The sequence below is a fragment of the Pseudomonas sp. GW821-FHT07F01 genome, from assembly GCF_059418825.1.
The window spans coordinates 165,467-188,523 of sequence record NZ_JBWKQO010000006.1 but is presented as its reverse complement, the minus strand read 5'-3'; the positions used below and the strand labels follow the sequence as shown (position 1 = coordinate 188,523).

General features: G+C 63.6%; 19 protein-coding genes. 6 read left to right on the top strand and 13 right to left on the bottom strand.

The features are described 5' to 3' along the window. Positions 1-9 precede the first annotated feature (9 nt). From tauB to tauD, 3 genes are all read left to right on the top strand, one after another. Positions 10-804 (top strand): taurine ABC transporter ATP-binding subunit, encoded by a 795-nt coding sequence (tauB, locus tag AC07R1_RS22690; protein ID WP_401333652.1) that lies wholly within the window; start codon positions 10-12, stop codon positions 802-804. After that, positions 801-1,640, top strand: a complete 840-nt coding sequence (gene tauC / locus AC07R1_RS22685) for a taurine ABC transporter permease TauC (protein WP_041115196.1) — start codon at positions 801-803, stop codon at positions 1,638-1,640. Before tauB ends, tauC begins: the two co-directional genes overlap by 4 nt. 124 nt (positions 1,641-1,764) lie before the next feature. Then, positions 1,765-2,604 carry a taurine dioxygenase gene (tauD, locus tag AC07R1_RS22680; protein WP_065364783.1) on the top strand — a complete coding sequence of 280 codons (840 nt, stop codon included), beginning with the start codon at positions 1,765-1,767 and terminating at the stop codon, positions 2,602-2,604. A gap of 57 nt (positions 2,605-2,661) precedes the next feature. Here the strand turns inward: tauD and lpdA are convergent, their stop codons facing one another. The 8 genes from lpdA to AC07R1_RS22640 all read right to left on the bottom strand — a co-directional run bounded on the left by lpdA (position 2,662) and on the right by AC07R1_RS22640 (position 11,357). Continuing rightward, complete coding sequence (gene lpdA / locus AC07R1_RS22675; RefSeq protein WP_443692810.1) at positions 2,662-4,116, bottom strand: dihydrolipoyl dehydrogenase; 1,455 nt, start codon at positions 4,114-4,116, stop codon at positions 2,662-2,664. Then, the gene (locus tag AC07R1_RS22670) at positions 4,113-4,874 is read right to left on the bottom strand and encodes an alpha/beta hydrolase (protein ID WP_169892889.1); all 762 of its coding nucleotides are present in this window, start codon (positions 4,872-4,874) and stop codon (positions 4,113-4,115) included. The genes lpdA and AC07R1_RS22670 overlap by 4 nt, the downstream gene beginning before the upstream one ends. Before the next feature lie 202 nt (positions 4,875-5,076). Beyond that, entirely contained in the window at positions 5,077-5,274 is a 198-nt protein-coding gene (locus AC07R1_RS22665) for a rubredoxin (protein ID WP_011058646.1), read from the bottom strand. A 37-nt stretch (positions 5,275-5,311) separates the two neighbouring features. Further along, complete coding sequence (locus AC07R1_RS22660; RefSeq protein ID WP_495110957.1) at positions 5,312-7,291, bottom strand: alpha/beta fold hydrolase; 1,980 nt, start codon at positions 7,289-7,291, stop codon at positions 5,312-5,314. 18 nt (positions 7,292-7,309) lie between these two features. Beyond that, the gene (locus tag AC07R1_RS22655; RefSeq protein WP_011058644.1) at positions 7,310-7,630 is read right to left on the bottom strand and encodes an acyl carrier protein; all 321 of its coding nucleotides are present in this window, start codon (positions 7,628-7,630) and stop codon (positions 7,310-7,312) included. Between the two features lie 52 nt (positions 7,631-7,682). Further along, complete coding sequence (locus AC07R1_RS22650) at positions 7,683-8,639, bottom strand: acyl-CoA desaturase (protein WP_015633760.1); 957 nt, start codon at positions 8,637-8,639, stop codon at positions 7,683-7,685. 31 nt (positions 8,640-8,670) lie between these two features. Then, positions 8,671-9,579, bottom strand: coding sequence for an acyl-CoA desaturase (locus AC07R1_RS22645; protein ID WP_015633759.1), 909 nt, complete (start codon positions 9,577-9,579; stop codon positions 8,671-8,673). Then, positions 9,576-11,357 (bottom strand): fatty acyl-AMP ligase, encoded by a 1,782-nt coding sequence (locus AC07R1_RS22640; protein ID WP_019095745.1) that lies wholly within the window; start codon positions 11,355-11,357, stop codon positions 9,576-9,578. Before AC07R1_RS22640 ends, AC07R1_RS22645 begins: the two co-directional genes overlap by 4 nt. 371 nt (positions 11,358-11,728) lie before the next feature. Here AC07R1_RS22640 and AC07R1_RS22635 point away from each other — a divergent pair, with 371 nt between their 5' ends. After that, positions 11,729-12,775 carry a GlxA family transcriptional regulator gene (locus tag AC07R1_RS22635; RefSeq protein ID WP_011058640.1) on the top strand — a complete coding sequence of 349 codons (1,047 nt, stop codon included), beginning with the start codon at positions 11,729-11,731 and terminating at the stop codon, positions 12,773-12,775. Positions 12,776-12,789: 14 nt separating this feature from the next. On the opposite strand, the gene AC07R1_RS22630 is transcribed toward AC07R1_RS22635, so the two are convergent. Continuing rightward, a complete protein-coding gene (locus AC07R1_RS22630; RefSeq protein WP_065364781.1) occupies positions 12,790-14,385 on the bottom strand; it encodes a DHA2 family efflux MFS transporter permease subunit in 1,596 nt (531 codons plus the stop codon). A gap of 77 nt (positions 14,386-14,462) precedes the next feature. On the opposite strand from AC07R1_RS22630, the gene AC07R1_RS22625 reads away from it, so the two are divergent. After that, positions 14,463-15,650: an HlyD family secretion protein gene (locus AC07R1_RS22625; RefSeq protein ID WP_011058638.1), complete on the top strand. Its 1,188-nt coding sequence runs from the start codon at positions 14,463-14,465 to the stop codon at positions 15,648-15,650. Between the two features lie 95 nt (positions 15,651-15,745). Here the strand turns inward: AC07R1_RS22625 and mgrA are convergent, their stop codons facing one another. From mgrA to AC07R1_RS22610, 3 genes are all read right to left on the bottom strand, one after another. After that, positions 15,746-16,783, bottom strand: coding sequence for an L-glyceraldehyde 3-phosphate reductase (gene mgrA / locus AC07R1_RS22620; RefSeq protein ID WP_019094917.1), 1,038 nt, complete (start codon positions 16,781-16,783; stop codon positions 15,746-15,748). A 149-nt stretch (positions 16,784-16,932) separates the two neighbouring features. Next, on the bottom strand, positions 16,933-18,261 hold the full coding sequence (locus AC07R1_RS22615) for an LLM class flavin-dependent oxidoreductase (RefSeq protein WP_495110956.1): 1,329 nt from the start codon (positions 18,259-18,261) through the stop codon (positions 16,933-16,935). Between the two features lie 143 nt (positions 18,262-18,404). Then, positions 18,405-20,663, bottom strand: coding sequence for a TonB-dependent receptor (locus AC07R1_RS22610; protein ID WP_492618072.1), 2,259 nt, complete (start codon positions 20,661-20,663; stop codon positions 18,405-18,407). A gap of 205 nt (positions 20,664-20,868) precedes the next feature. On the opposite strand from AC07R1_RS22610, the gene AC07R1_RS22605 reads away from it, so the two are divergent. Then, positions 20,869-21,915 carry a LacI family DNA-binding transcriptional regulator gene (locus AC07R1_RS22605; protein WP_011058634.1) on the top strand — a complete coding sequence of 349 codons (1,047 nt, stop codon included), beginning with the start codon at positions 20,869-20,871 and terminating at the stop codon, positions 21,913-21,915. A 159-nt stretch (positions 21,916-22,074) separates the two neighbouring features. Here AC07R1_RS22605 and AC07R1_RS22600 read toward each other — a convergent pair whose 3' ends face one another. Continuing rightward, positions 22,075-22,965 carry a LysR family transcriptional regulator gene (locus AC07R1_RS22600; RefSeq protein ID WP_011058633.1) on the bottom strand — a complete coding sequence of 297 codons (891 nt, stop codon included), beginning with the start codon at positions 22,963-22,965 and terminating at the stop codon, positions 22,075-22,077. Positions 22,966-23,057: the final 92 nt, after the last annotated feature.

The following is a 23,057-nucleotide window of genomic DNA, read 5'->3' as shown; positions in this document are numbered from 1 at the left end:
ATAGCCGTCATGGCCTTGCTACAACTGGAGCGCATCAGCGCACAGTACCCCGGCGCCGCCGAACCGGTGCTGGCGGATATTTCCCTGACCCTGGGGCCACAGCAACTGCTGGTCGCCCTGGGCCCTTCCGGCAGCGGCAAGACCTCGCTGCTGAACCTGATTGCCGGCTTCGTCGAACCCAGCGCCGGGCGCATCCAGCTCGATGGCGTACCGGTGCAGGGCCCCAGCGCCGAACGCGGCGTGGTGTTCCAGGACGATGCCCTGCTGCCCTGGCAGGACGTGCTGGGCAACGTCGCCTTCGGCCTGGAGCTGGCCGGCGTGGCCCGCGACAAGCGCGAAGCCCGGGCTCGGGAAATGCTTGCCCTGGTGGACCTGGCCGGCTTCGACAAGCGCCGCATCTGGCAGCTCTCCGGTGGCCAGAAGCAGCGCGTGGGCCTGGCCCGCGCCCTGGCGGCCGACCCGCGGGTGCTGCTGATGGACGAACCCTTCGGCGCCCTGGATGCCTTCACCCGCGAGCAGATGCAGGAGCTGTTGCTGCAGGTCTGGCGCCGCACCGCCAAGCCGGTGTTCCTGATTACCCACGACATCGAAGAAGCGGTGTTCCTGGCCACCGACCTGATCCTCCTGGCCCCCAACCCGGGGCAGATAGTCGAGCGCCTGAACCTGGATTTCGGCCAGCGCTACGCCGCCGGCGAGCCGGCGCGGGCGATCAAGTCCGACCCGCGGTTCATCGAAACCCGCGAACACGTGCTGGCCCGGGTGTTCTCCCAGCGCAGCGCCACCCAGCAGCAGGAGCGGCCATGAGCAGCTACGAGATTCCCGCCACCGCCACCGGCGATGCCAACCCCAAAGCGCCACAAATCGCGCGCCGCAGCCTGAGCACCCGCTGGATCAGCGTGCTGACCCTGGTGGTCCTGCTGGCCTTGTGGTGGGCCGTCACCGCCACAGGCCTGATCGAGCCGCTGTTCCTGCCGCCCCCTTCTGCGGTGCTGCAAAAGGGCTGGTTGCTGGCCACCAGCGGCTACATGGATTCCACCCTATGGCAGCACCTGGCGGCGAGCCTGCAACGCATCGGCCTGGCCCTGGGCTTTGCCGTGCTGACGGCGATTCCGGTGGGCATCGCCATCGGCGCCAACCGCATCGCCCGTGGCGTGCTCGACCCTTTGATCGAGTTCTACCGGCCGATTCCGCCCCTGGCCTACCTGCCGCTGATCGTTATCTGGTGTGGCATTGGCGAGCTGTCCAAGGTGCTGCTGATCTACCTCGCCATCTTCGCCCCGATCGCCATCGCCACCGCCACCGGCGTGCGCACCGTGGACCCGGCGAAGCTGCGCGCCGCCCAGTCCCTGGGGGCTACCCGGGCCCAGCTGATTCGCCATGTGATCCTGCCCAGCGCCTTGCCGGACATCCTCACCGGCGTGCGCATCGGCCTGGGCGTGGGCTGGTCGACCCTGGTGGCGGCAGAGCTGATTGCCGCCACCAGCGGCCTGGGTTTCATGGTGCAGTCCGCCGCGCAATTCCTGGTCACCGATGTGGTGGTGCTGGGGATCCTGGTGATTGCCCTGATCGCCTTCGCCATGGAAATGGGCCTGCGCGCCCTGCAGCGCAAGCTGGTGCCCTGGCATGGCCAGAGCCACTGACTGGCGCCTGCCTTGCGTCGATTGCCCCGGTTGTCTGTAGCCGTGCATGCCAGCGATTTCAAGATTGATGCAGATAAACCGAATCCGACCACGCCGACGTCCGGCGCCGTACAAGAGAACGACCATGAGCCTGACCATCACTCCTCTAAGCTCCGCCCTCGGCGCCCAGATCGGCGGCATCGATATCAGCCAGCCCTTGAGCATCGAACATCGTGACGCCATCGAGCAGGCGCTGCTCAAGCACCAGGTACTGTTCTTTCGCAACCAGCCGGTCACCCCGCAGCAGCAGGCGCGTTTCGCCGCCTGCTTCGGCGACCTGCACATCCACCCGATCTACCCCAATGTGCCGGAGCAGCCGGAGGTATTGATCCTCGATACCGCCGAGACCGACGTGCGCGACAACGCCATCTGGCACACCGACGTAACCTTTCTGCCGACCCCGGCCCTGGGCGCGGTGCTCAGCGCCAAGCTGCTGCCGGAGTTCGGCGGCGATACCCTGTGGGCCAGCGGCATTGCCGCCTACGAGGCGCTGTCGGAGCCAATGAAGAATCTGCTGCAGGGCCTGACCGCGACCCACGACTTCACCAAGTCCTTCCCTCTGGAGCGCTTCGGCAACACCCCCGAGGACCTGGCGCGCTGGGAAGAAACCCGGCGCAAGAACCCGCCGCTGTCGCACCCGGTGATCCGCACGCACCCGGTGAGCGGGCGCAAGTCGCTGTTCGTCAACGACGGCTTCACCACCCGGATCAACGAGCTGTCGGAAAGCGAAAGCGCAGCCATCCTGCAACTGCTGTTCGCCCACGCCACCCGCCCGGAATTCACCATTCGCTGGCGCTGGCAGGAGAACGACATTGCCTTCTGGGACAACCGCGTGACCCAGCACTATGCGGTGGACGACTACCGTCCACAGCGCCGGGTGATGCAGCGCGCGACCATTCTTGGGGATGTGCCGTTCTTTCGCTGAAACGCGGGGATGCAGCAAACCCCGGCCGCGCTGCATGAGCGGGGCCGGGGCCACTGGCTATTTGACGCCGGCGGGGGCTTTCTTCTTGCGATTGCCGATATGGATCGCCTGGCCATTCACGGCCAGCGCGGCTTCATGCAGGGCTTCGGACAGGGTCGGATGGGAGAACACCATCATCCCCAGGTCCTCGGCGCTGGTGCCGAACTCCATGCCGATGGCCCCTTCCTGAACCAGCTCCGCCGCGCCCGGCCCGATCACATGCACGCCCAGCACGCGGTCGGTGCCTGCATCGGCAATCACCTTGACCAGCCCGGCGGTGTCGTTGGCCGCCATGGCCCGGCTGCTGGCAGCGAACGGGAAGGTGCCGATGTTCAACTCGACGCCCTCGGCCTTGAGGGCCTGCTCGGTCTGGCCGACCCAGGCGATTTCCGGGTGGGTGTAAATTACCGAGGGGATCAGGTCGTAGTTCAACGGGTGCCGATGCCCGGCAATCCCCTCGGCCACCATCACCCCCTCTTCAGAAGCCTTGTGCGCCAGCATCGGGCCGCGTACCACGTCGCCAATGGCGAACACCCCGGGGACGCTGGTGCAGCACTGGCCATCGACGTGGATAAAACCGCGTTCGTCCAGGTGCACGCCGCTGTCGGCGGCCAGCAGATCGGTGGTCAGCGGGCGGCGACCGACGGCGACGATCAGCCGGTCGAACACCTGCTGCTTGTCCTCGCCGGCCTCACTGAGGCTGACCTTGACGCTGTCGCCCTGCACTTCGCAGGCCGTCACCCGGGCGCCCAGGCGGATATCCAGGCCCTGCTTGCCGAGGATCTTCTGCGCCTCCTTGGCGATCTGCGCATCCACCGCCGGGAGGAAGCTGTCGAGGGCTTCCAGCACTGTGACTTCAGCCCCCAGGCGTGCCCAGACCGACCCCAGTTCCAGGCCGATGACGCCGGCACCGATCACCCCGAGGCGCTTGGGCACCTGGGTGAATTCCAGGGCGCCGGTGGAGTCCACTATCACCTCGCCGGCCAGGGGCGCCGCGGGAATGTCGATCGGCCGCGAGCCGGGAGCCAGGATGATATTGCCGGCGCTGATGCGTTGCGTGCTGCCATCGGCGGCGGTGACTTCCACTTCCTTGTTGGCCAGCAGCTTGCCGTGACCTTCCAGCAGGGCCACGCCATTGGCCTTGAACAGCGAGGCAATGCCGCCGTTGAAATTGCGCACCACGTTGTCCTTGCGCGCCAGCATGGCCGGCACATCCATCTGCGGATTGCGGATGCCGATGCCGTGCACTTCGAATCCGTTGCGCGCTTCGTAGTAGTGGTGGGAACTGTCCAGCAGTGCCTTGGAGGGAATGCAGCCAACGTTCAGGCACGTCCCGCCCAGGGCGGTCTTGCCATCCTTGCCCTTGTAGCGCTCGATGCAGACTGTCTTGAGCCCCAGTTGCGCGGCCCGGATGGCGGCGACATAGCCGCCGGGACCCGCACCAATAACGATCACATCGTAACTTTCACTCATAGGTTGCCGTCCTTTGCACAGACAAACTCGACCACGGCCTCCATGGTCGCGCTGTCCTTGAGAATTTTCAGATGGCCCAACCCGCGAGTCTGCAAGACCCGCCGGTGTCGCAAGCCTTCGGCGAAGGATTGCAGGTCATCTGCCGGGACTTCCTGATCCTGCTGGTCATGCACCAGCAGCACCGGGACCTCCACCTGACGCCCATAACGGCTGACCGCCAGGCTGGCCATGTCCTTCTGATAGCGTTGCTCAACCAGAAGTTGCATGCGTTGCCTGACGTCATCGTTGATCCACAAAAATGCGCCAAAGCGCCGGACCACGTTTTCGATATCGGCCGGCGCGGCCACCAGGACCGCCCGCTGGAAACCCTTGCCGACCGGAGTACTCAAGGCATACCCGGCGGCAGCGCCGCCCAGGGAGTGACCAATCACGGTGTCGAAGGGCCCCAGTTGCTTTTGCACCTGGTCGAGCATGCTGACGAAGGTCGGCAGCGAGGCCTGCCGACCGCCGCTGCCGCCATGGCCGATGCAGTCGAAGGAGAGGACCTCGCAGCCCTCCTCCAGCAACAGCGGGATCAGGTACTGCCACTGGGTGCTGGCGCCACTCCAACCGTGCACCAGCACCACGCGGCGCCGGACCTGCGGTGGGGTCCAGCGAAAGCAGCGCAGGCGCCCCTGGTCGGTTTCCAGGTCCTGCACCGTGGCGCTGGGCAAGGTCTGCGGAAAATGCTGGCGCAGCCGTTGTGGCGTCGTGAACATCTTCAGCGCCCGTGCTGCAGCGCGCTGGGGAAAAAGCCGCGACTCGATCCAGAAGCTGCAGCGAAGCAGCCCCAGAACCCCGTTGTAAATGCCCTTGAAGAGCATCTTCCTGAAGCTGTTGCGCCGGCCCCTGGCAGGTGCCGGCCTTGGCTCTTGGGTCGCCATCTTCCTTCCTCATCGACTACAGAATTCAAGCGCTGGGCTACAGCTTCACCATGTTGAAGTCCAACTTGCTCACGCCGCATTCCGGGCAGGTCCAATCCTCGGCAATGTCGTCCCAGGCGGTGCCCGGAGGCACCCCCGAATCCGGATCGCCAAGGCGTTGATCGTAGATCCAGCCACAGATCAGGCACATCCACAGGCCGGACTCGGCCACAGCGTTTTCAGCGTAGGTGCTCATGGGTGGTCAACCATCATCAAAGGGTTATGCGTTGTTCTCATGCGCTGGCCTGAGCCACTTCGGCCACCTTGACGTTCTCCACGAGGAACTGCGCCACCTGCTCCAGCACCGCGGCATCGGAGAGGATCCGCACATGCCCGAGCCCAGCCACCGGCTCCAGCTTGGCCCATGGCATCAGCGTGGTGATCTGCTGCGCTTCGCAGAACGGCACGATCGGGTCGTTGAGGTCATGCAGCACCAGGGTTGGCAGTTGCAGGGCGTTGCCCAGCGCCGGGATATCCCAGTGCTCCACCGGCACGCCGTTGCGTTTCCACAGTTCCCGGTGCATGGCCTGGACCACCGCCGGCTTGAGCTTCAGGTAGCCGTTGGCCCAGCGCTGGATCACCACCGGCAGGTTGGCCGGCGAGCCCAGCAGGCACAGGGCCTTGATCCGATGAGTCTCGGCCAGTTCGGCCAGGGCTCCGGTGGCGGCGATCCCGCCCAGGGAATGGGCAACGATACCCACCACGTCGCCGAGGGCGACAATCGCCGCTTTCACCGCGTCCTTGAACTCGGTCATGGTGCTCAGCGAGCCCGGCGAGATGCCGTGGGCCGGCGCATCGAAGGTCGCGACCTTGAAGCCCTGGCGCTGCAGGACCCGGGTGAAGGAATACAGGCTGCGGCTGTCCGCACCCCAGCCATGGACCAGCAGGATGGTCTGGTTGCCCGTGCCCCACTGATAGCCATGGGGAACGCCGGGGATACCCTTGATATGGAAACGCTGGGCGCCCAGGGGGCTCATTTCCTTGTCCGGCTGCTTGATGTATTCCCGGGTGTAGCCGAACAGGTCGGTGGCCTTGGCCCCGGCGGTCTCCAGCGACACCGATCCCAGCACGCCCATGTAGCTGCGCAGCATCTGCTGCTTCATGGTCAACGGGCCGTTGGCGGCCCGGGCTCCGGGGGTGCTCGGGTCACCGGCCGCCTGGGCTGGTTGGTCGAAGGACTCATAGAAGCCGTTCACCGGGTCGTACAGGTGGCAGCTACGCGCCACGTGCCACACGTCCTGCACGGTCATGGGCTTTTCCCGGACCATGCCGGGGAAGGCCGTCTTCAACGCGGCCTGGGCTTCGGGCAGGTTGTAGTGGGGAATGATCGGCGCCACATGGTGCGCGGTGTGCACCGAAATGTAGTGGGTCAGGAACAGCAGCCACTTGGGGTACATGTAGTCGGTGGTCAGCAGCAGGCGGCTGCTGTTGAAGCTCCAGTGTTCCTTGGTGAGGAACGGGGTCTCGTCGCTGATGTGGTGCATCATGGTGGTCAGGCTGAACCAGGCATGGGTCGCCAGCCACGGGGCGATGAAGTACAGGAACAGGCCGGTGAAGCCGGTGAAGTAGACCAGGGTCGGCAGGTAGATCAGCGCAGCCACCACCATGAACAGGATCGAGCGACGCACTTCGTTGCGCGCTTCGAGCTTGTGGAACATCGACGGACGGAAGCCCGAGTGACGCTGGTAGTTGACCGTGCCCAGCCAGAACAGCCAGGTGCGGGTGCTGCTGTAGACCAGCTTGTCCCACCAGGGCATGGCGTCATATTGCACGCGCAGCACCGGGCGCCAGTCGACGTCCATTTCCAGGTTGTTGGTGTTGGCGTGGTGCATGTTGTGCATGTGGCGCCAGCCGTGGAACGGGTACAGCAACGGCAGCAGCGCGATGTGCCCGAGGATGTGGTTGAAGCTGCGGTTGCGCGAGAACGAGTTGTGCCCGCAATCGTGAGCGACACAGAACAGGCCCCAGCCGCCCAGGCCCGCCACCAGCCACAGCGGCAGGTAGAACATCCAGTGCACGTGGGCGACCGCCACGATGGCACCGATGTAGAGCATGTAGCTGACGACGAAGCTGAGCATCCCGCGCCATACCCGCGGCTGATACAGGTGCTTGGGGATTGCGTCGGTCAGACGCAGGCCCTCGATCTCCTGAGAGCGTCGGAGCAGGTCATTGAATTTATCGTTTTTTTGCGAGGGCATCTGTGCAATGGCCATGGCCAAGCTCCTGCGAAGTCAAACTTCGGATGTGGTCAGTTCATTGGCCAGGTATTTGGACAGGTCATCGATGCTGGAGTATTCGAACAGCAGGGCCGGCGACAGGCGCTGCTCCATGAACTTCTCCAGGTCACCCGCCACCTTCACCGCTACCAGCGAATCGAGGCCGTAGGACTCGAAGCTGCGGGCGGTATCGACCTGGGAAGGATCGATCTTCAAGAGCGCGCCCATCTTCTGCACCAGCCAATGCTTGATGCTGTCCTCGTTGAGTTCGACCGCCGCCTGTTTTTTCTCTGAGAAGCTCAGAGTGCTCAGCAAATTGGAGATGAAATTGGACATAGGATCTTCCTTGATGAGTGAGGTGGTTAATACGATCAGCCGATTGGGCGTTTCAGGACGAGGCCTGGCGCTTGCGGACTTTGTCGATCATTGCCTGGGACGGGGAACGCAGGTCTGAGACCAGTCTCAGCTTGCCCATTAACGCCAGTGTCCAGCCCGACAGGTCGGGCTCCCACCAGTGCACGCCATGCCGGTACCAGGCAGGGAATGCGTGGTGATTGTTTTGCAGCCCCTCGCCAAAGGTGAGGAAGGCCACGATCCAGTTGTTGGTGCTCTGGTCGTGGGTCACGAACGGGCGAGCGCCGTAGCGGTGGCAGATGGAGCCCACACACCAGGCCGCCTGGTTGGCGACGAAGATCCGCGCCAGGCCGCCGAAGATCAGGCCGCTCCAGGCACCGGACCAGCTCTGGCTGACCAGCCCGCCGATCACCCCTGGCAGGATTACCCCCAGGGCCACCCAGAACAGGTAGGTCTGGTTGTAGAAGAACAGCCGGCGGTCGCGCAGGATGTCCGGGGCGAAGAAGTTCCAGCTCGACATGTCCGGGGCCAGCATCCACGGCATGTGCGCATGCCACAGCCCCTTGGCCCGTTGCCAGCGGCTCTGGCCCATGAGGTTGGGGGAATGCGGGTCACCGTGCTGGTCGCTGTAGGTGTGGTGCCGGCGATGGGTGGTGACCCAGAACAGGATCGGCCCCTGGGCCGCCATGCAACCGGCGATCAGCATCAGGCTGCTCATCAGCCGCGAGGTCTTGAACGCACGATGGGCCAGGTAACGGTGGTAGCCCATGGAAACCCCGAACATCTGCACCGCGTAGAACACCGCGAAGAGGATGAAATCCAGGGCATGGACCTGGCCGGTGAACCATAGCCGGATTGCCTCGAAAGTCCCGAACAGGGGCACCAGCATGACTGCCAGCGCGATCCGCGCCTTGGTCCTGGCCGCACTCGGGCTCAGCTGGGCAACCCCGCCGACCTCTGGTGTCGCTGTGTTGGTGAGTATCTCGTCCATGAATTGCTTCCTGTGAGGTAGGGACCGGCAATCAGCTTTCTGAAGGTTCTGCAGCCACGGTCGGGCCGGGCCGTTTGACATCCCAGGCCAGGCCGCAGAGGGCGAGCAGCTCGATGAACAGGCCGCCAATATCCAACTGCCAGGGTTTCAGGCCGGCATGGGCCAGCGCCGGGAAGGCATGGTGGTTGTTGTGCCAACCGCCCCCTACCGTCGGAATCGCCAGCCAGAACACGTTGCGGCTGGTATCCCGGGTCTTGTGGTCGCGGCCGCCAACCCGGTGGGCAAAGGAGTTGATGCACCAGGTGGCGTGGTCCACCAGGAAGATCCGCACGAAGCCGCCCCACAGCAGGCCGCTGAGCGCGCCCTCCCAGCTGCGGGTTATCAGCCCGCATGCCAGGCTGGGCAGCAGCAGGCCGAGGATGATCCACAGGTAGTAGCGCTGGTTGATCTGCATGATCAGTCGATCGCGCAGCAGGTCCGGCACGAACTGGCTCCAGTTCTGCTTGCGCAGGCTGAACAGCCAGCCCAGGTGAGCGTGCCACCAGCCCTGGATATTGCCGATAAAACCCGCCTTGAGCGGGCGCGGCGAATGCGGGTCGCCTTCCTTGTCGGTGAAGGCGTGGTGCTGGCGATGGGTCGCCGCCCAGAACAGGATCGGGCCCTGCGCCGCCATCGAACCGGCGATGCCAAAGAATGCGGTGATCACCGGGCCGGCCTTGAACGCATGGTGGGAAAAGAACCGGTGCATGCCCACTTCCACTCCCAGGGCGGTCAGCAGGTACATGCTGGCCAGCGCGCCGATTTCCAGCCAGCCGATGCCCTGATGCCAGGCCAGCACCAGGGCCACCACGGTGCCCACTGCCGGAGTTGCGACCGTCAGCCAGGCCAATTGCCGCTCGCGCTGGCCGGTGCGGTCGATATGAGGATTCATGGCCGTCATGACAGGGCATCCGTAGCAGTTTTAAGGGTAGGTGCCGCAGCCGCGCGACTGGCGCCATAGCGCGCCAGCGTGTCGTTGAGCAGGGCCTTGCGGGTGGCCTGGCGCTGGACCTTGCCACTGGTGGTCAGTGGAATGCCGCCCATGGGCGCCAGGTGGATGCGCGCCGGGGCCACGCCGAACTGGCTGACCAGCGCACTGGTGATCACCTGGCGCAGCTGTTCCTGCTGGGCTTCATCGAGTTTCTCGCTGCGCTTGACCTCGGCCACGATCGCCAGTTGTTCCTGCTGGCCGTTATCGATGCCCACCGCCACGCAGCCGTTGCTGCGGATGCGCGGGTCGGCGCTTTCCACCGCCAGCTCCAGGTCCTGGGGATACAGGTTGCGCCCGGCAATGATGATCAGGTCCTTGAGGCGCCCGGTGACGAACAGCTCATCGCGGTGCAGCGCGCCAAGATCGCCGGTGCGCATGAAACGCCCATGGATGCCCGGCAGGCTGGCGCGAAACACCTGCTGGCTCAGCGCTTCCTTGCCCCAGTAGCCGGCGCCCACGTTGTCGCCCTGGACCCAGATCTCGCCGATCTGGCCGTCGGCCACCGGTTGCAGGCTGACAGGGTCGACAATCGCCACACGCAGGCCCGGGGCGACCCTGCCGCTACTGACCAGCGGCAGGGCCCGGGCATCCTCGGCATCGACGATGGCCAGGGTGCCACTGGCGAGTTGGTCCCGATCCACCTGGGTATTGAACGCCGGCTCATCGTGGCGCTTGCCCGAGACCAGTACGGTGGCCTCGGCCAACCCGTAGCAGGGGCCCAGGGCCGCCGGGTTGAAGCCGGCGGCGGCAAAACGTTCGGAGAAGCGCGCCAGGGTGCTCTGGCGCACCGGCTCGGCCCCGCAATAGATAGCCTTGAGCTTGCTCAGGTCGAGCTCTGCCAGTTCCTCGTCGGTGATGTTTTCGACACACAGGTCGAAGGCGAAGTTGGGCGCGATGGTGACGTCGGCGCCGTACCTGGACACCGCATCCAGCCAGCGCAGCGGTCGCTGGACAAAGTGCCCGGGGCTGATGAGCACGGTAGGGAAGGCATCGAAGATCGGCTGCAGGATTCCGCCCATCAGGCCCATGTCGTGATAGGGCGGCAGCCAGCTGCAACCCACGCGATTCCTGGCCGGGCCCATCCACTGGCTGGCACTGCGGCAATTACTGTAGAGGTTGTCGTGGGTCAGCATCACGCCCTTGGGCGCCGAGGTGGAGCCCGAGGTGTATTGCAGCAGGGCCAGTTGGCCGTGGGCGAGCGCCTGCCCGCGCCAGGATGAATCCGCCTCGGCCAACTGCTCCGGGTCAACCCACTGGGGCACGGGCAAATCACCCTGGAGCAGAGCGTTGACCCGCTCCTGGGACCGCATGAAGCGCGAGCTGGTGAGCACCAGTTGCGGATGGGCATCAGCGCAGATCAGTGCCAGCCGCTCCAGCCCCCGGGTCCCCACTGGGGGAAAGGCCGGGATCGCCACGGCACCGGCCAGCAGCAGGCCGAACAGTGAAACGATGTAGTCGATACCGGTCTCGAACAGCATCAGCACCCGTTTTTCACGGGGCTCGAAGATCTGCAGCGCGGCGGCCAATCGTTGACTACGCTTCCACAGTTCGGCGTAGCTGATCGACGCCTCCTCCCGCTCGCCATCGAGCAGATGGATGAAGGCAATGGCATCGGGTTGCCGCCATGCGCGATAGGCCAGTACTTCGGTAACCGAACTTAAACATTCGATGCCCGGGACTTCAGCCAACGGCAGATCATCAACTGCTACATGCGCTGAGATGGCTGGATTGACATCATTAAGATAATCACGAGGCACGGCGTAGTTCATTCAAAATCCTTTTTAAATGGAGAGCCATATATTGACCTAAAGGTCGTTTATTATTTTCAGCACTAAGGAACCGAACAAACGCCCCTAAGAAGGGGAGCTCTTACTAGGCAGTAGACAAAGATGTCATTTTATTGACAGAGCAACGCATTCACTTGATGAATGCATATTTTTTTATGTCCCACAGGGAATAGCGTGGGCAGGAAAGTGAAATCTGGATGCGTTGAGAAGTCTGCCACCAGCTTGTATATTTTGCTAATGCACAAATGGACACTTACAGGGAGAAAATGGACATGGATGTGCTCACGCTTATTGCGCTGGAAGGTGCCATGGGATCGAGTGTCGCGATCACCCTGGATGTGCTGCGAACAGCTAACCAGGTCGCCGAAGTCATGGGCCGGCCAACCATCACCTGGAAGATTATCGGCAGCAGCGAATCGGTTCGCATGCGCAACGGCATGCGCCTGGATGCCCAGCCACTGGACAAGGTCCAGGCCATCGAAGGCAGCATGCTGGTGATCCCGGGACTGGGGCTGGAGAACACCCAGGAGCTGGATTTCTTTGGCTGTCGCCGGGAAAAAAGGCTGCCTGGGCTCAGCCTGTCCAGCGAACTGATCACCCGGCTCGGGCACGCCGATATCCGCAAGCTCAGCCAGCTGGTGCATGACCATCACCGCCGCGGGCAGCAGACGGCGGCGTCCTGTTCAGCAGTTTTCGTCCTGGGTGAGGCGGGGGTTCTGGAGGGGCATACGGTCACTACTCATTGGCAACTGTATGAAACTTTCAAAGAGCGTTATCCCGAAGCGATACTCGACACAAAACGCATGCTTATTCATGACGGAAATATGATTACAGCAGGCGCAGGCATGTCGCAAATGGATCTAATGCTCTACATATTGCGTAATAAGATGGGCAATCAGATTGCTGAATTGACCATGCGTTATCTGTTGATAGATGGTCGACCGGCGCAATATCACTACATGGCCTTGTCCAACTTGCAAACGGAAAACCGTGAAGTTTTGTTAATGGAGAAGTTCATCGAGGATTGCCTGCCCAACGTTCCGCCACTGAGCACCATTGCCGAACATTTGCGTATAACCGAGAAAACCTTATCCCGCAGAATTCGTAGCGCCACGGGAAAGCCGCCCATGGCCTTCATTCAGAAAGTTCGCCTGCAACATGTTCAAAGCTTATTGGAAACCACCAATATGAGCATTGAAGAAGTTGCTTTCAAAGTGGGCTATGCCGATTCCACCGCTCTACGCCGCCTGATGTGGAAAAACATGGGCTGCACCCCCAGCCAGTTGCGCAAGACCCGCTCCGGGCCGCCGATCATCTAGGCCCCGGCTGCTTATCACTTCTCCTCCTCGGCTGCGCCTGGCGCGGCCGGGGGCACCTTGCACAACGGCACCAGCAACAACGCCACCACGAACATCATCGCCATCAGGCGGAACACATCGCCAAAGGCCAGGGTCAGCGCTTCACGCCCCACCAGGCGGCCGAGAATGCCCTGAGCCATCAGGAAAGCGTGGCTGGCATCCGGTGTATCGGCGGCAATCTTCAGCGCCAGTTGGCCCATGAGTTCCTGGGCGGCGACAGCCTTGCTCCCCAGCGACTCGGACAGGCGCAGGACCTGAGTCCGGGCATCGTCCTGCAGCCAGGTGTTGACCGTAGCAATACCAATGGCGCCGCCCAGGTTGCGCATCAGGTTGAACAGCCCGGAGGCCTGGCGCAGTTCAACCCCCTGGAACGAACTCAAGGCCATGTTCACGCTCGGCACGATGCACAGCATCAGGAACAGCCCACGCGCCACCTGCGGCACCAGCAACTCATCGAATCCCCAGTTGGAGGTGACCCGGGAAGTCAGCCACAGGCTCAGCGCCAGGCCGAGGAAACCCACCGAGATGATCAGGCGCCGATCAACTTTTTCCGAGGCTCGGGCTGCAATAATCGTACTGACCAACTGCCCGATGCCCACGACAAAAACCGTGGTGCCGATTTCCAGGCTATCGAAGCCACGCACCCGGCCAAGAAACACCGGCACCAGGTAGGTCGACGAATAAAGGCCAAAACCGATCACCAGGTTCAACAGGCAGGCAATGGAAAAGGTGCGGTCGCGAAACGGCACCAGGGACACGATCGGGTTGTTCGAATACAACGAGCGCTCGATGAACAAACCAAAGGACACAAGGGATACCCAGGCCGCAATGACGATCCCGGTATCGCTGAACCAGTCCTTGCGCGGCCCCTCCTCCAGCACGTATTCAAAACACCCCAGGGCCAGCGCCATGGCGACGAAATGCAGCCAGTCGATACGCCGCAGCATGGACAGGTCCGGGCGATCCACATCGATCAGCAACGCCGCGCCGATGCAGATCAGCAGCCCCGGCAGCACGTTGATGAAGAAGATCCAGCGCCAGTCCAGGTAGAAGGTCACCAGGCCGCCCACCGTGGGGCCCAGGGTCGGTGCCAGCACCGCGGTCATGCCAAGGATTGCCGGGACCATCGCCCGCTGCTTGCCTTCGAACAACACGAACCCCACGGCGAATACCGTGGGCACCATCGCCCCGCCGGCAAAGCCTTGCAGGGCCCGCAGCACGATCATCGACTCGATGTTCCAGGCCATCCCGCAACCCACGCTGAACAGGGTAAAGAACGCCGCGCTGGCAGCGAACAGCCAGCGGGTGGAAATCGCCTGGGCGAGAAACGCCGAGAAGGGAATCATGATCAGTTCGGCAATCAGATAGGCGGTCTGCACCCAGCTCACTTCATCAGGGCCGGCACTGAGCCCGGCCTGCACGTCGTTGAGCGAGGCCGCCACGATCTGGATGTCGATCAGCGCCATGAACATGCCGAAAGCCATGATCGTGAAGACCAGAAACTTGCGCTTGGTGGACTGTTGGCCGGGCTGGGCACCCGCTTCGGAGAGGTCAGTTGCGCTTGTCGTCACGGTAGGTACTTCCCTGTAGTATTGCGACCGACATGTGAATATTATGATCGTAATTCAAAACAGCATGGAGCTTCAACATGGAGCAGAGCACCCAGACTCAGAACGCCATCCTGCAAGCCGCCCAAGAGTCCGAGAAGCCGCGCAAGCGTTCCAAGCGCCCGCTGATCGCCGGCGCTATCGCCCTGACATTGGTAGCAGTCGGGGTTGGCTGGGTGCTGATGGCGCCGTCGACGCAGGCCACGGACGATGCCTACATCGCCGCCGATGCGACCTCCGTCGCGCCGCGGGTCCATGGCCTGGTGACAGAGGTGCTGGTCAAGGATCACCAGAACGTCACCGCCGGGCAGCCCCTGGTGCGCATCAACAGCGAAGAGTTCGACAGCCGGGTATCCCTGGCCGAAGGCGATCTGGCGGACAACCAGGCCCAGGTCGCCCTGGCCGAGGCCGCGCTGACCATCCAGGACGCCGAGCAGCGCCTGGCCAGTGCCCGCGTGCAGGCGGCGCGCACCTCGATCCGCACCAACCAGGCCGAATCCAAGCGTGCCGGTGCGGAGCGCAATCGCTTCGATACCCTGGTCACCACCGGCGCCGTGGCGCGCAATGAAGTGGAGAAATACAGCACCCAGGCCATCTCCGCCGAACAAGGCCTGGCCTATGCCCAGGCCATGTTGCAAGTGGCGGAGAACGACCTTGCGGTCACCACCGCGCAACGGCAACGCCTGCAAGCGCAATTGCAGATGGCCAAGGCCAAGGTGGTAACCGCCAAGGCGCGGCTGGAACTGGCCCAGCAGGACCTGCGCCACACCACCATCTATGCACCGATGGACGGCACCGTCGGCAATCGGCAGATCCAGGTCGGCGATTACGTGCAACCGGGTTCGCGCCTGCTGACCCTGGTGCCGCTGCATGACCTCTATGTACTGGCCAACTTCAAGGAGACCCAGACCCAGCACATGTACCCGGGGCAATCGACGCAGATCAAGATCGATGCCCTGCCGGGCGTCAGCATCACCGGCACCGTGGAAAGCCTGGCTCCGGGTTCAGGCTCGACCTTTGCCCTGCTGCCCTTCGAACCGGGCACCGGCAACTTCACCAAGATCGTCCAGCGGGTGCCGGTGCGCATTCGCTTCGACGCCAACCAGTCCGGCCTCGAACGCCTGCGGCCGGGCCTGTCGGTGACCGCCAAGGTCGACCTCGATGATCCCCAGGACCGTACCGTGGCCGGCAATCCGTCCTCCTTGAAAGTCAGCAGCACGACCAGGTAACGACGCCTGCCGCCCCGCTCCAGGCGGCAAAGCCAACAGCCCCCGGCAGATCGCTCTGCCGGGGGCTGTTTTATCGGTGCAGGGGCAGACTTACCTCACTCTGCCGTCGAAGGTTTTTCCCACAGGTTGATGCGCCCTTCTTTGGCGAAATGATCGATTTCCGCCAGTTCCTCGACACTGAAGCTCAAGTTCTGCAACGCCCCGACGTTCTCGATGATCTGCTCCGGCCGGCTGGCACCGATCAGCGCCGAGGTCACCCGCGGGTCGCGCAGGGTCCAGGCCAGGGCCAGTTGCGCCAGGCTCTGGCCGCGGTTCTTGGCGATCTCGTTGAGCGCGCGGACATGGGCGATATTGGCCTCCGACAAGTGCGAAGCCTGCAACGAGCCGCCCCCCGGACGATTGACCCGCGCATCCTCGGGAATGCCATTGAGGTACTTGTCGGTAAGCAGGCCCTGGGCCAGCGGCGTAAAGGCGATGACCCCGGCGCCGAGCTCCTCGGTGGTGTCCAGCAGGTCCTTCTCGACCCAGCGGTTGAGCATGTTGTAGGCCGGTTGATGGATCAGCAGCGGCACCTTCCACTCCTTGAGCAACGCGGCGATTTCCCGGGTCTTGGCCCCCGAATAGGAAGAAATACCGATATACAGCGCCTTGCCCTGCTGCACGGCGGTGGCCAGGGCGCTGGCGGTTTCCTCCAGCGGCGTATCCGGGTCGAAGCGGTGGGAATAGAAGATATCCACATAGTCCAGGCCCAGGCGCTGCAGGCTCTGGTCGAGGCTGGCCAGTACGTACTTGCGCGAACCGCCGCCCTGGCCGTAAGGCCCGGGCCACATGTCCCAACCGGCCTTGCTGGAGATGATCAATTCATCGCGATAGGCCTTGAAGTCTTCACGCAGCAGGCGGCCGAAGTTGATTTCGGCGCTGCCGTAGGGCGGGCCGTAGTTGTTGGCCAGGTCGAAGTGGTTGATCCCCAGGTCGAAGGCGGTGCGCAGCAGGGCACGCTGGGTGTCGATCGGCGTGCTGTCGCCAAAGTTGTGCCACAGCCCCAGGGACAGCGCCGGCAGTACCAGGCCACTGCGGCCGACACGGCGATAGGGGATGGAGTCGTAGCGGTTTTCAGCAGCTATGTAAGTCATCGAATCCTCTCTGAGTCAGGTCTTTCCAAAACGACTAACGTCGATCAAAGCGCCCCACGGTAGGAGCCGGCTTGCCGGCCAAAGGCCCGCAAGCCTTGGCCACCACGAGCGCTTTCGCTGGCAAGCCGGCCCCTGCGCCAGCCGCGTTGTCACACAAACTGATTTTTCGGTCGCGCCAACCCCAGGTTTTCCCGCAGGGTTCGGCCCTCGTATTCAGTTCTGAACAGCCCGCGCCGCTGCAGTTCCGGAATCACCCCGCCGGCAAAGTCCCGTAGCCCGCCAGGGAGATGCGGCACCAGCACATTGAAACCATCGGCCGCGCCCTCCTCGAACCAGGCTTGCAGTTCGTCGGCTATCTGCCCGGGCGTACCGATCAGGCTGTAGTGCCCACGGCCACCGGCAATCCTGCGCCCCAGCTGGGCCAGGGTCAGGTTGTCCTTGCCGGCCAGCTCGGTGAGCAATTGCTGGCGGCTCTGCTGGCCGCTCTCGGTCAGTGGCAGCGCCGGCAACGGTGCATCCAGCGGGTAGCCGGACAAGTCGAAGTTGCCCAGCATCCTCCCCAACAGGGCCACGCCCACCTCGGGCTCCACCAGGTCCTGGAAGGCTTCGAACTTTTCCCGGGCCTGACTTTCGCTGTCCCCCACCACCACGAATACCCCAGGCATGATTTTCAGGGATTGCGTACTACGATCGTACTGCTTCAGGCGCCCTTTCAGGTCGGCATAGAAGGCCTGCGCGGCGGCCATGGAAGGCTGGGCAGTGAATACCACTTCGGCGGTCTGGGCCGCCAGCTCACGACCGCTCTCGGAAGAACCGGCCTGGACGATCACCGGGTATCCCTGGGGTGGGCGCGCCACATTCAATGGTCCTTTGACCTGGAAGAATTCACCGCGATGGTCCAGTAAATGCTGCTTGTCTGGGTCGAAATACTCGCCACTGACCTTGTCGCGGACAAAGGCGTCGTCCTCCCAGCTGTCCCAGAGCCCGGTGACCACCCGATGGAACTCCCGGGCCCTGCGATAACGTTCCGTGTGCCCAAAATGTTCCTCCCGACCGAAATTCCGCGCTTCGGCGGCATTGTCGGAAGTCACCAGGTTCCACCCCGCCCGACCACCTGAAAGATGGTCAAGCGACGCGAGTTTACGTGCTACGTGGTACGGTACGTTATAGCTCGTAGTGCTAGTGGCAATTAGCCCTATCCGCTCGGTCACGGCCGCCAGGGCCGCCAGTAACGTCAAGGGTTCGAAGTAATCGGAGCGGGCCATGCGGCTGGCGATGGGGCCGGTAGGGGCTGCCAGGCTGTCGGCGACGAACAGTGCATCGAAGCGCGCGGCTTCGGCGATCTGCGCCAGTTCTTTATAGACGGCAAAATCCAGCCCTGCCTGGGCCGGAACATCCGGATGACGCCAGGCGGCAACGTGGTGACCGGTGGCCATGAGAAAGGCGCCGAGCTTGAGCTGGCGAGTGGAACGGGACATGGATCACTCCTTGTTTCATGCTGCAAAAAGGGCACCGCCAAAGCCCGCTGTAGGAGCGGGCTTGCCAGCGAAAGCGCCCTCAAGACCTGCTCCCAGCTCGCCGACCCATTCGCCGGCAAGCCGGCTCCTACAACGGCAGGGCATCAGAAATCCTTGCGCAACTGCACGCCGAAATAACGTTCGTCATCCCGGGGCACGGCGCGGTAGATGTAGTTGCCGCCACTGGCCAGCAAGGGCGAATAGGACTTGTCGGCAAGGTTCTTGCCCAGCAATGCCACGCGCCAGCCATCGTTGTAGTCGGCCAGGGCAATGCTGGCGTTCCAGATGCCGTAGGCGCCCTGCCGGGTGTCGAGGTTCTGGCTGATGTCGTACTGCACTTCGCTTTGCCAGCTGTAGTCAGTGCCCAACTCGATATCCAGGCCGTTATCCAGGGGAATGCTGTAGTCGGCGCGCACGTAGCTTTTCCAGTCCGGGCTGAAGGGCAACGGCTTGCCGTTGACATTGCACGAAGCCGCCGCGCCCGCCGGGCAGGCGAATTCGTCGATGCGCGCCCGGGTGTAGGCCAGGGCCCCGGAGAACTTCAGTTGCTGGGTGGCCTGCAGGGCGTAATCCAGTTCCACGCCCTCGCTGCTGACGCTCCCGGCATTGATCAGGCGGGTCACTACCTGCCCGGCCACGGTGTCGAAGAAGTTGGCCTGGTAGTTGTCGTATTCGCTGTGGAACACCGCGAGGTTGGTGGTCAGCCGGTTGTTCCAGCTGCTGGCCTTGATCCCCACCTCCCAGGTGTTGGAGGTTTCGGGTTTCAGTGCTTGGGTGTCCCGCGGCTGCATGTTGAAGAACACGTTGTAGGCCGGGCCCTTGTAGCCCCGGGAATAGGTCAGGTAGCTGGTGACCGTGGCGCTGAGGTCATATTGCAGGCCCAGGCGCCCGGACCAGCCATCCTCGTCCACCGAGCCGGAACTCTGGGTGCCCGGCTGGATACCGCTGACCGTGGTCGCCGAAGTCGAGACCCGGCGGTGATCGTACTTCAGGTCATCGTGGGTCCAGCGCAGGCCGGCGATGCCACGAAAGTCCTCGGTGAAATTCAGGGTGCTCTCGCCAAATACCGCGTAGCTGTCGTTGGTGGTGCTGTAGTCGGCAATGCCCCGGTTGGCGCCGGTGGTCGTGGTCAGGGTGCGCTGGTAGGTTTCTTCATCCTTGCCGTGCATGTAGAACAGACCACCGACGTACTCCAGGAACCGCCCCTTGGGCGATGCCAGGCGCAGCTCCTGCGAGTACTGGTTGTAGTCCAGGTCACCCTTGTCGGCGGTCCCGGGGAAAGCCGCAGTGACCGTGCCAAGACGGTCGCCGTCCTGGTACTGGGTATTGTTCCAGCCGCGCCAGGCGGTGATCGAGGTCAGGGTGTAGTCGCCCAGGCTCCAGTCCAGCTGGCCGGAAAGGCCCTTGTTGATATCGTCCACATGGGTACGGGTGTCGGTGTTGATGTCCCGGTTGTCGCTGCTGGCGCGCACGGGGTTCAGGGCATTGGCAAAGGCAGGTGTCAGGGCCTTGCTCACCACCCCGTTGGGGGCGTCATCATGGGATTGCATATAGTCCGCCGCGAAGGTGAACTTGAGGTCCTCGCTGGGGGTGAACTCCAGCTTGCCGCGCACGCCCTTGCGGTTGTAGCCGTTGACCTCCTGGCCGTTGTGGCGGTTATCCACATTGCCGTCGTAACTGCCGAACAAGGTGGTGAGCGAGCCCTTGAGGGTGTCGGGAATCAGGCTGCCGCCAATGCCGAAACGGGTGCGGCTTTCATTGCCGCTGTAGTAGGCCTGGTCGATGTAGCCATGAGTCTCGGCGGTAGGCGCCTTGGTGATGACATTCAGCACCCCGGCCGAGGCGTTCTTGCCGAACAGGGTGCCCTGGGGCCCGCGCAGGACTTCGATCCGTTCCAGATCCAGCAGGTCCAGGGTGGCCTGGCCGGGGCGGCCGTAGACCACGCCGTCGATCACCGTCGCCACCGTGGGCTCCACCCCCGGTGAGGTGGAAATGGTGCCCACGCCACGGATGAACAGCGAGGTGTCCTTGTTCGAGGCACCCGTGCGGAAGTTCAGCGATGGCACCTGCTGCACGATGCTTGCAACGCCGTTGCGGTTATCCCGCTCCAGTTGCTCGCCCTCCACCACCGAGACCGCCACCGGGACTTTCTGCAGCGATTCCTCGCGGCGGGTGGCGGTGACGGTCACCGACTTCAGGGTCGGTTCCTGATCCTGCGCGCTGGCGCCGCTGTCAGCGGCATAAGCCGCCGGCAGCGGCAAGGCGGCCAGCCCCGCCAGCAACCAGCCCAGATGGGGTCGCAATGGCGTGGCACCACGGATCGACTGCGTGAGACTGTGCTGTTCCCCAAGAAAGTTCTGCATGCTGCACCTGCTGAAAAATGCCCCGAACCGCTGCCGATCTGTGCCGGCAGCGCCTGAAAACTGTCTTGGGCATTCGCTCGAGCGAGTAGCAGACATGGCGCTTTGTTAGCGCTAACATCACCAGTATCGACAGGCTCCTGATAGAGCGTCCAATACTGAAAAATTACTTTTATATGCCTTTTTGTTCAGCCAAAGGAATGCGCTCATGAGCTCTGACCAAGCGCCTGGCCGCAAGCGCCGCGGCGCCGGCCGCGTAACCCTGAACACCGTGGCGCGCCAGGCCGGGGTGTCGGCGATCACCGTTTCGCGCTATTTCAACCAGCCCGACAGTGTTTCCCCCGAGCGCCGTGAACGCATCGCCGCGGTGGTCGCCGAACTCGGCTATGTACCGAACCTGGTGGCCGGCGGGCTGGCCTCGGCCCGCGGGAGGATTGTCGCCATGGTCATCCCGAACATTTCCGGGCCGATTTTCGCCCAGACCATCCAGGGCTTCAGCGACACCCTCAGCCGCCATGGCTACCAACTGCTGCTGGCTTCCAGCTACTTCGACGCAAGGCAGGAGGAGAGCGCGGTAAGGGCCTTTCTCGGCTGGTCGCCGGCAGCCCTGGTACTGACCAGCCACTTCCATAGCCCGGGCACGGAAAAGATGCTCGCCGACACCGAGATCCCGGTGATCGAAACCTGGGACTACCAGCCCCAGCGCCAACCGCTGCAGATCGGCTTTTCGCACTTTCAGGTAGGGGTCACGGCCGCTCGCCACCTGCACGCCAAAGGCTACCGGCGCATCGCCTTCGTGCAGAACAGCGCCCCCGGAGACTTCAGTGCCCTGGAGCGGCGCGACGGCTATCTGGCAACGCTGGCCGAGTTGGGGCTGGCGCCCCGGGTGTTTGCCCCGGATGCCGACCGCGCGCCCTTCGAGGCCGGCAAACAGGCCATGGAAGCGCTGATGGGCAGCCCGGAACGCCCCGACGCGATCATCTTCGCCAACGACAACCTGGCGGCCGGCGGCCTGCTGGCGGGGCAACGAGCCGGGCTGAAGATCCCCGAGGAATGTGCGGTGCTGGGCTTTGGCGACTATCCCTTTGCGCAGATGCTGCTGCCCAGCCTGAGCACCATCCAGCCACCGGCGCTTCAGATCGGCGTACTGGCCGCGACCCGGGTGCTGGAGAGCCTGGGAGTGCTGCCAGTGGCAGGCACGGTGCAACGCCTGAACCTGCTGCAATGCCGGCTGATCGAGCGCGAAAGCAGTTGAGCCCACCGCCCCTCAGGCAGAGAGCTCGCGCAGCGCCCCATAGCTCCACCCTGCAGGAGCCGGCTTGCCGGGGAACAGGCCATCAGGTCCGGCATCGCTCTCGCGGCCGCCTTCGCTGGCGGCCCATAGCTCCTGCGCATGGCGTGCCATCGGGGGGTGTCAATGCGCCTCGGTAAACACCTGCGCCAGCCAGTCGACAAATACCCGCACCCGCGGCGACATGTGCCGACTGTGGGGGTAGACCACCGACACCGGCATTGCCGGGGGCGGCGTGTGACAGAGAATCTCGCGCATCGATCCCTGCTCGATCTGCCGCGCCACGTGATAACGCGGACACTGGATGATCCCCAGCCCCGCCAGGGCCGAGGCGCCGTAGATCTGCGCACCGAACACCGACAAGGCGCCATCGATGGCCACTTCGCGCACCTGCCCCTCGACCAGGAACTCGAAGGGGAACGAGCGGGTGGCGGTACGCGAAACGTAGTTCACCGCCCGATGCGCGCCGAGTTCGTCCAGGCTCTGCGGTTCGCCGTATCGCGCCAGGTAGGCGGGGCTGGCGCAGGTCACCTGCTGTAGGTTCGCCACCCGCCGGGCAATCAGCGAGGAGCCTTCCAGGTTGCCGGCACGCAGCACGCAGTCCACGCCCTCGGCGACCAGGTCGACAAAGTGGTCGGCCTCGCTGATGGCCAGTTCGATCTGTGGATAACGTTGCATGAACTCCCCCAGCCGCGGGATCACGAAGTGCTTGGCCAGGGTGCCGTGCATGTCCACCCGCAAGCGCCCATGGGGCTCAACAGTGCGAAACGCCAGTTCAGCCTCTTCCAGCTCCGCCAGCAGTTGCACGCAACGGGGGTAATAGGCCTGGCCATCCAGAGTCGGGCGTACCCGGCGGGTGCTGCGCTCCAGCAGCCGGGTGCCGAGCCAGGCCTCGAACTGGTTGAGGGTGTGGGTCAGGGTCGCCCGGGGCAGGTTCAGGTCATCGGCGGCTAGAGTGAAGCTGCTGCGCTCGTAGATCCTTACGAACACTTTCATCCCTTTGACTTGGTCCACAGGTGGCTCCAGAAGCTCGATTGTTGGCGAATATTGAACAGTCAAGGCAACTCTGGCGCATTTATCCAGCACGGTAAATCCGTGAACCTGTT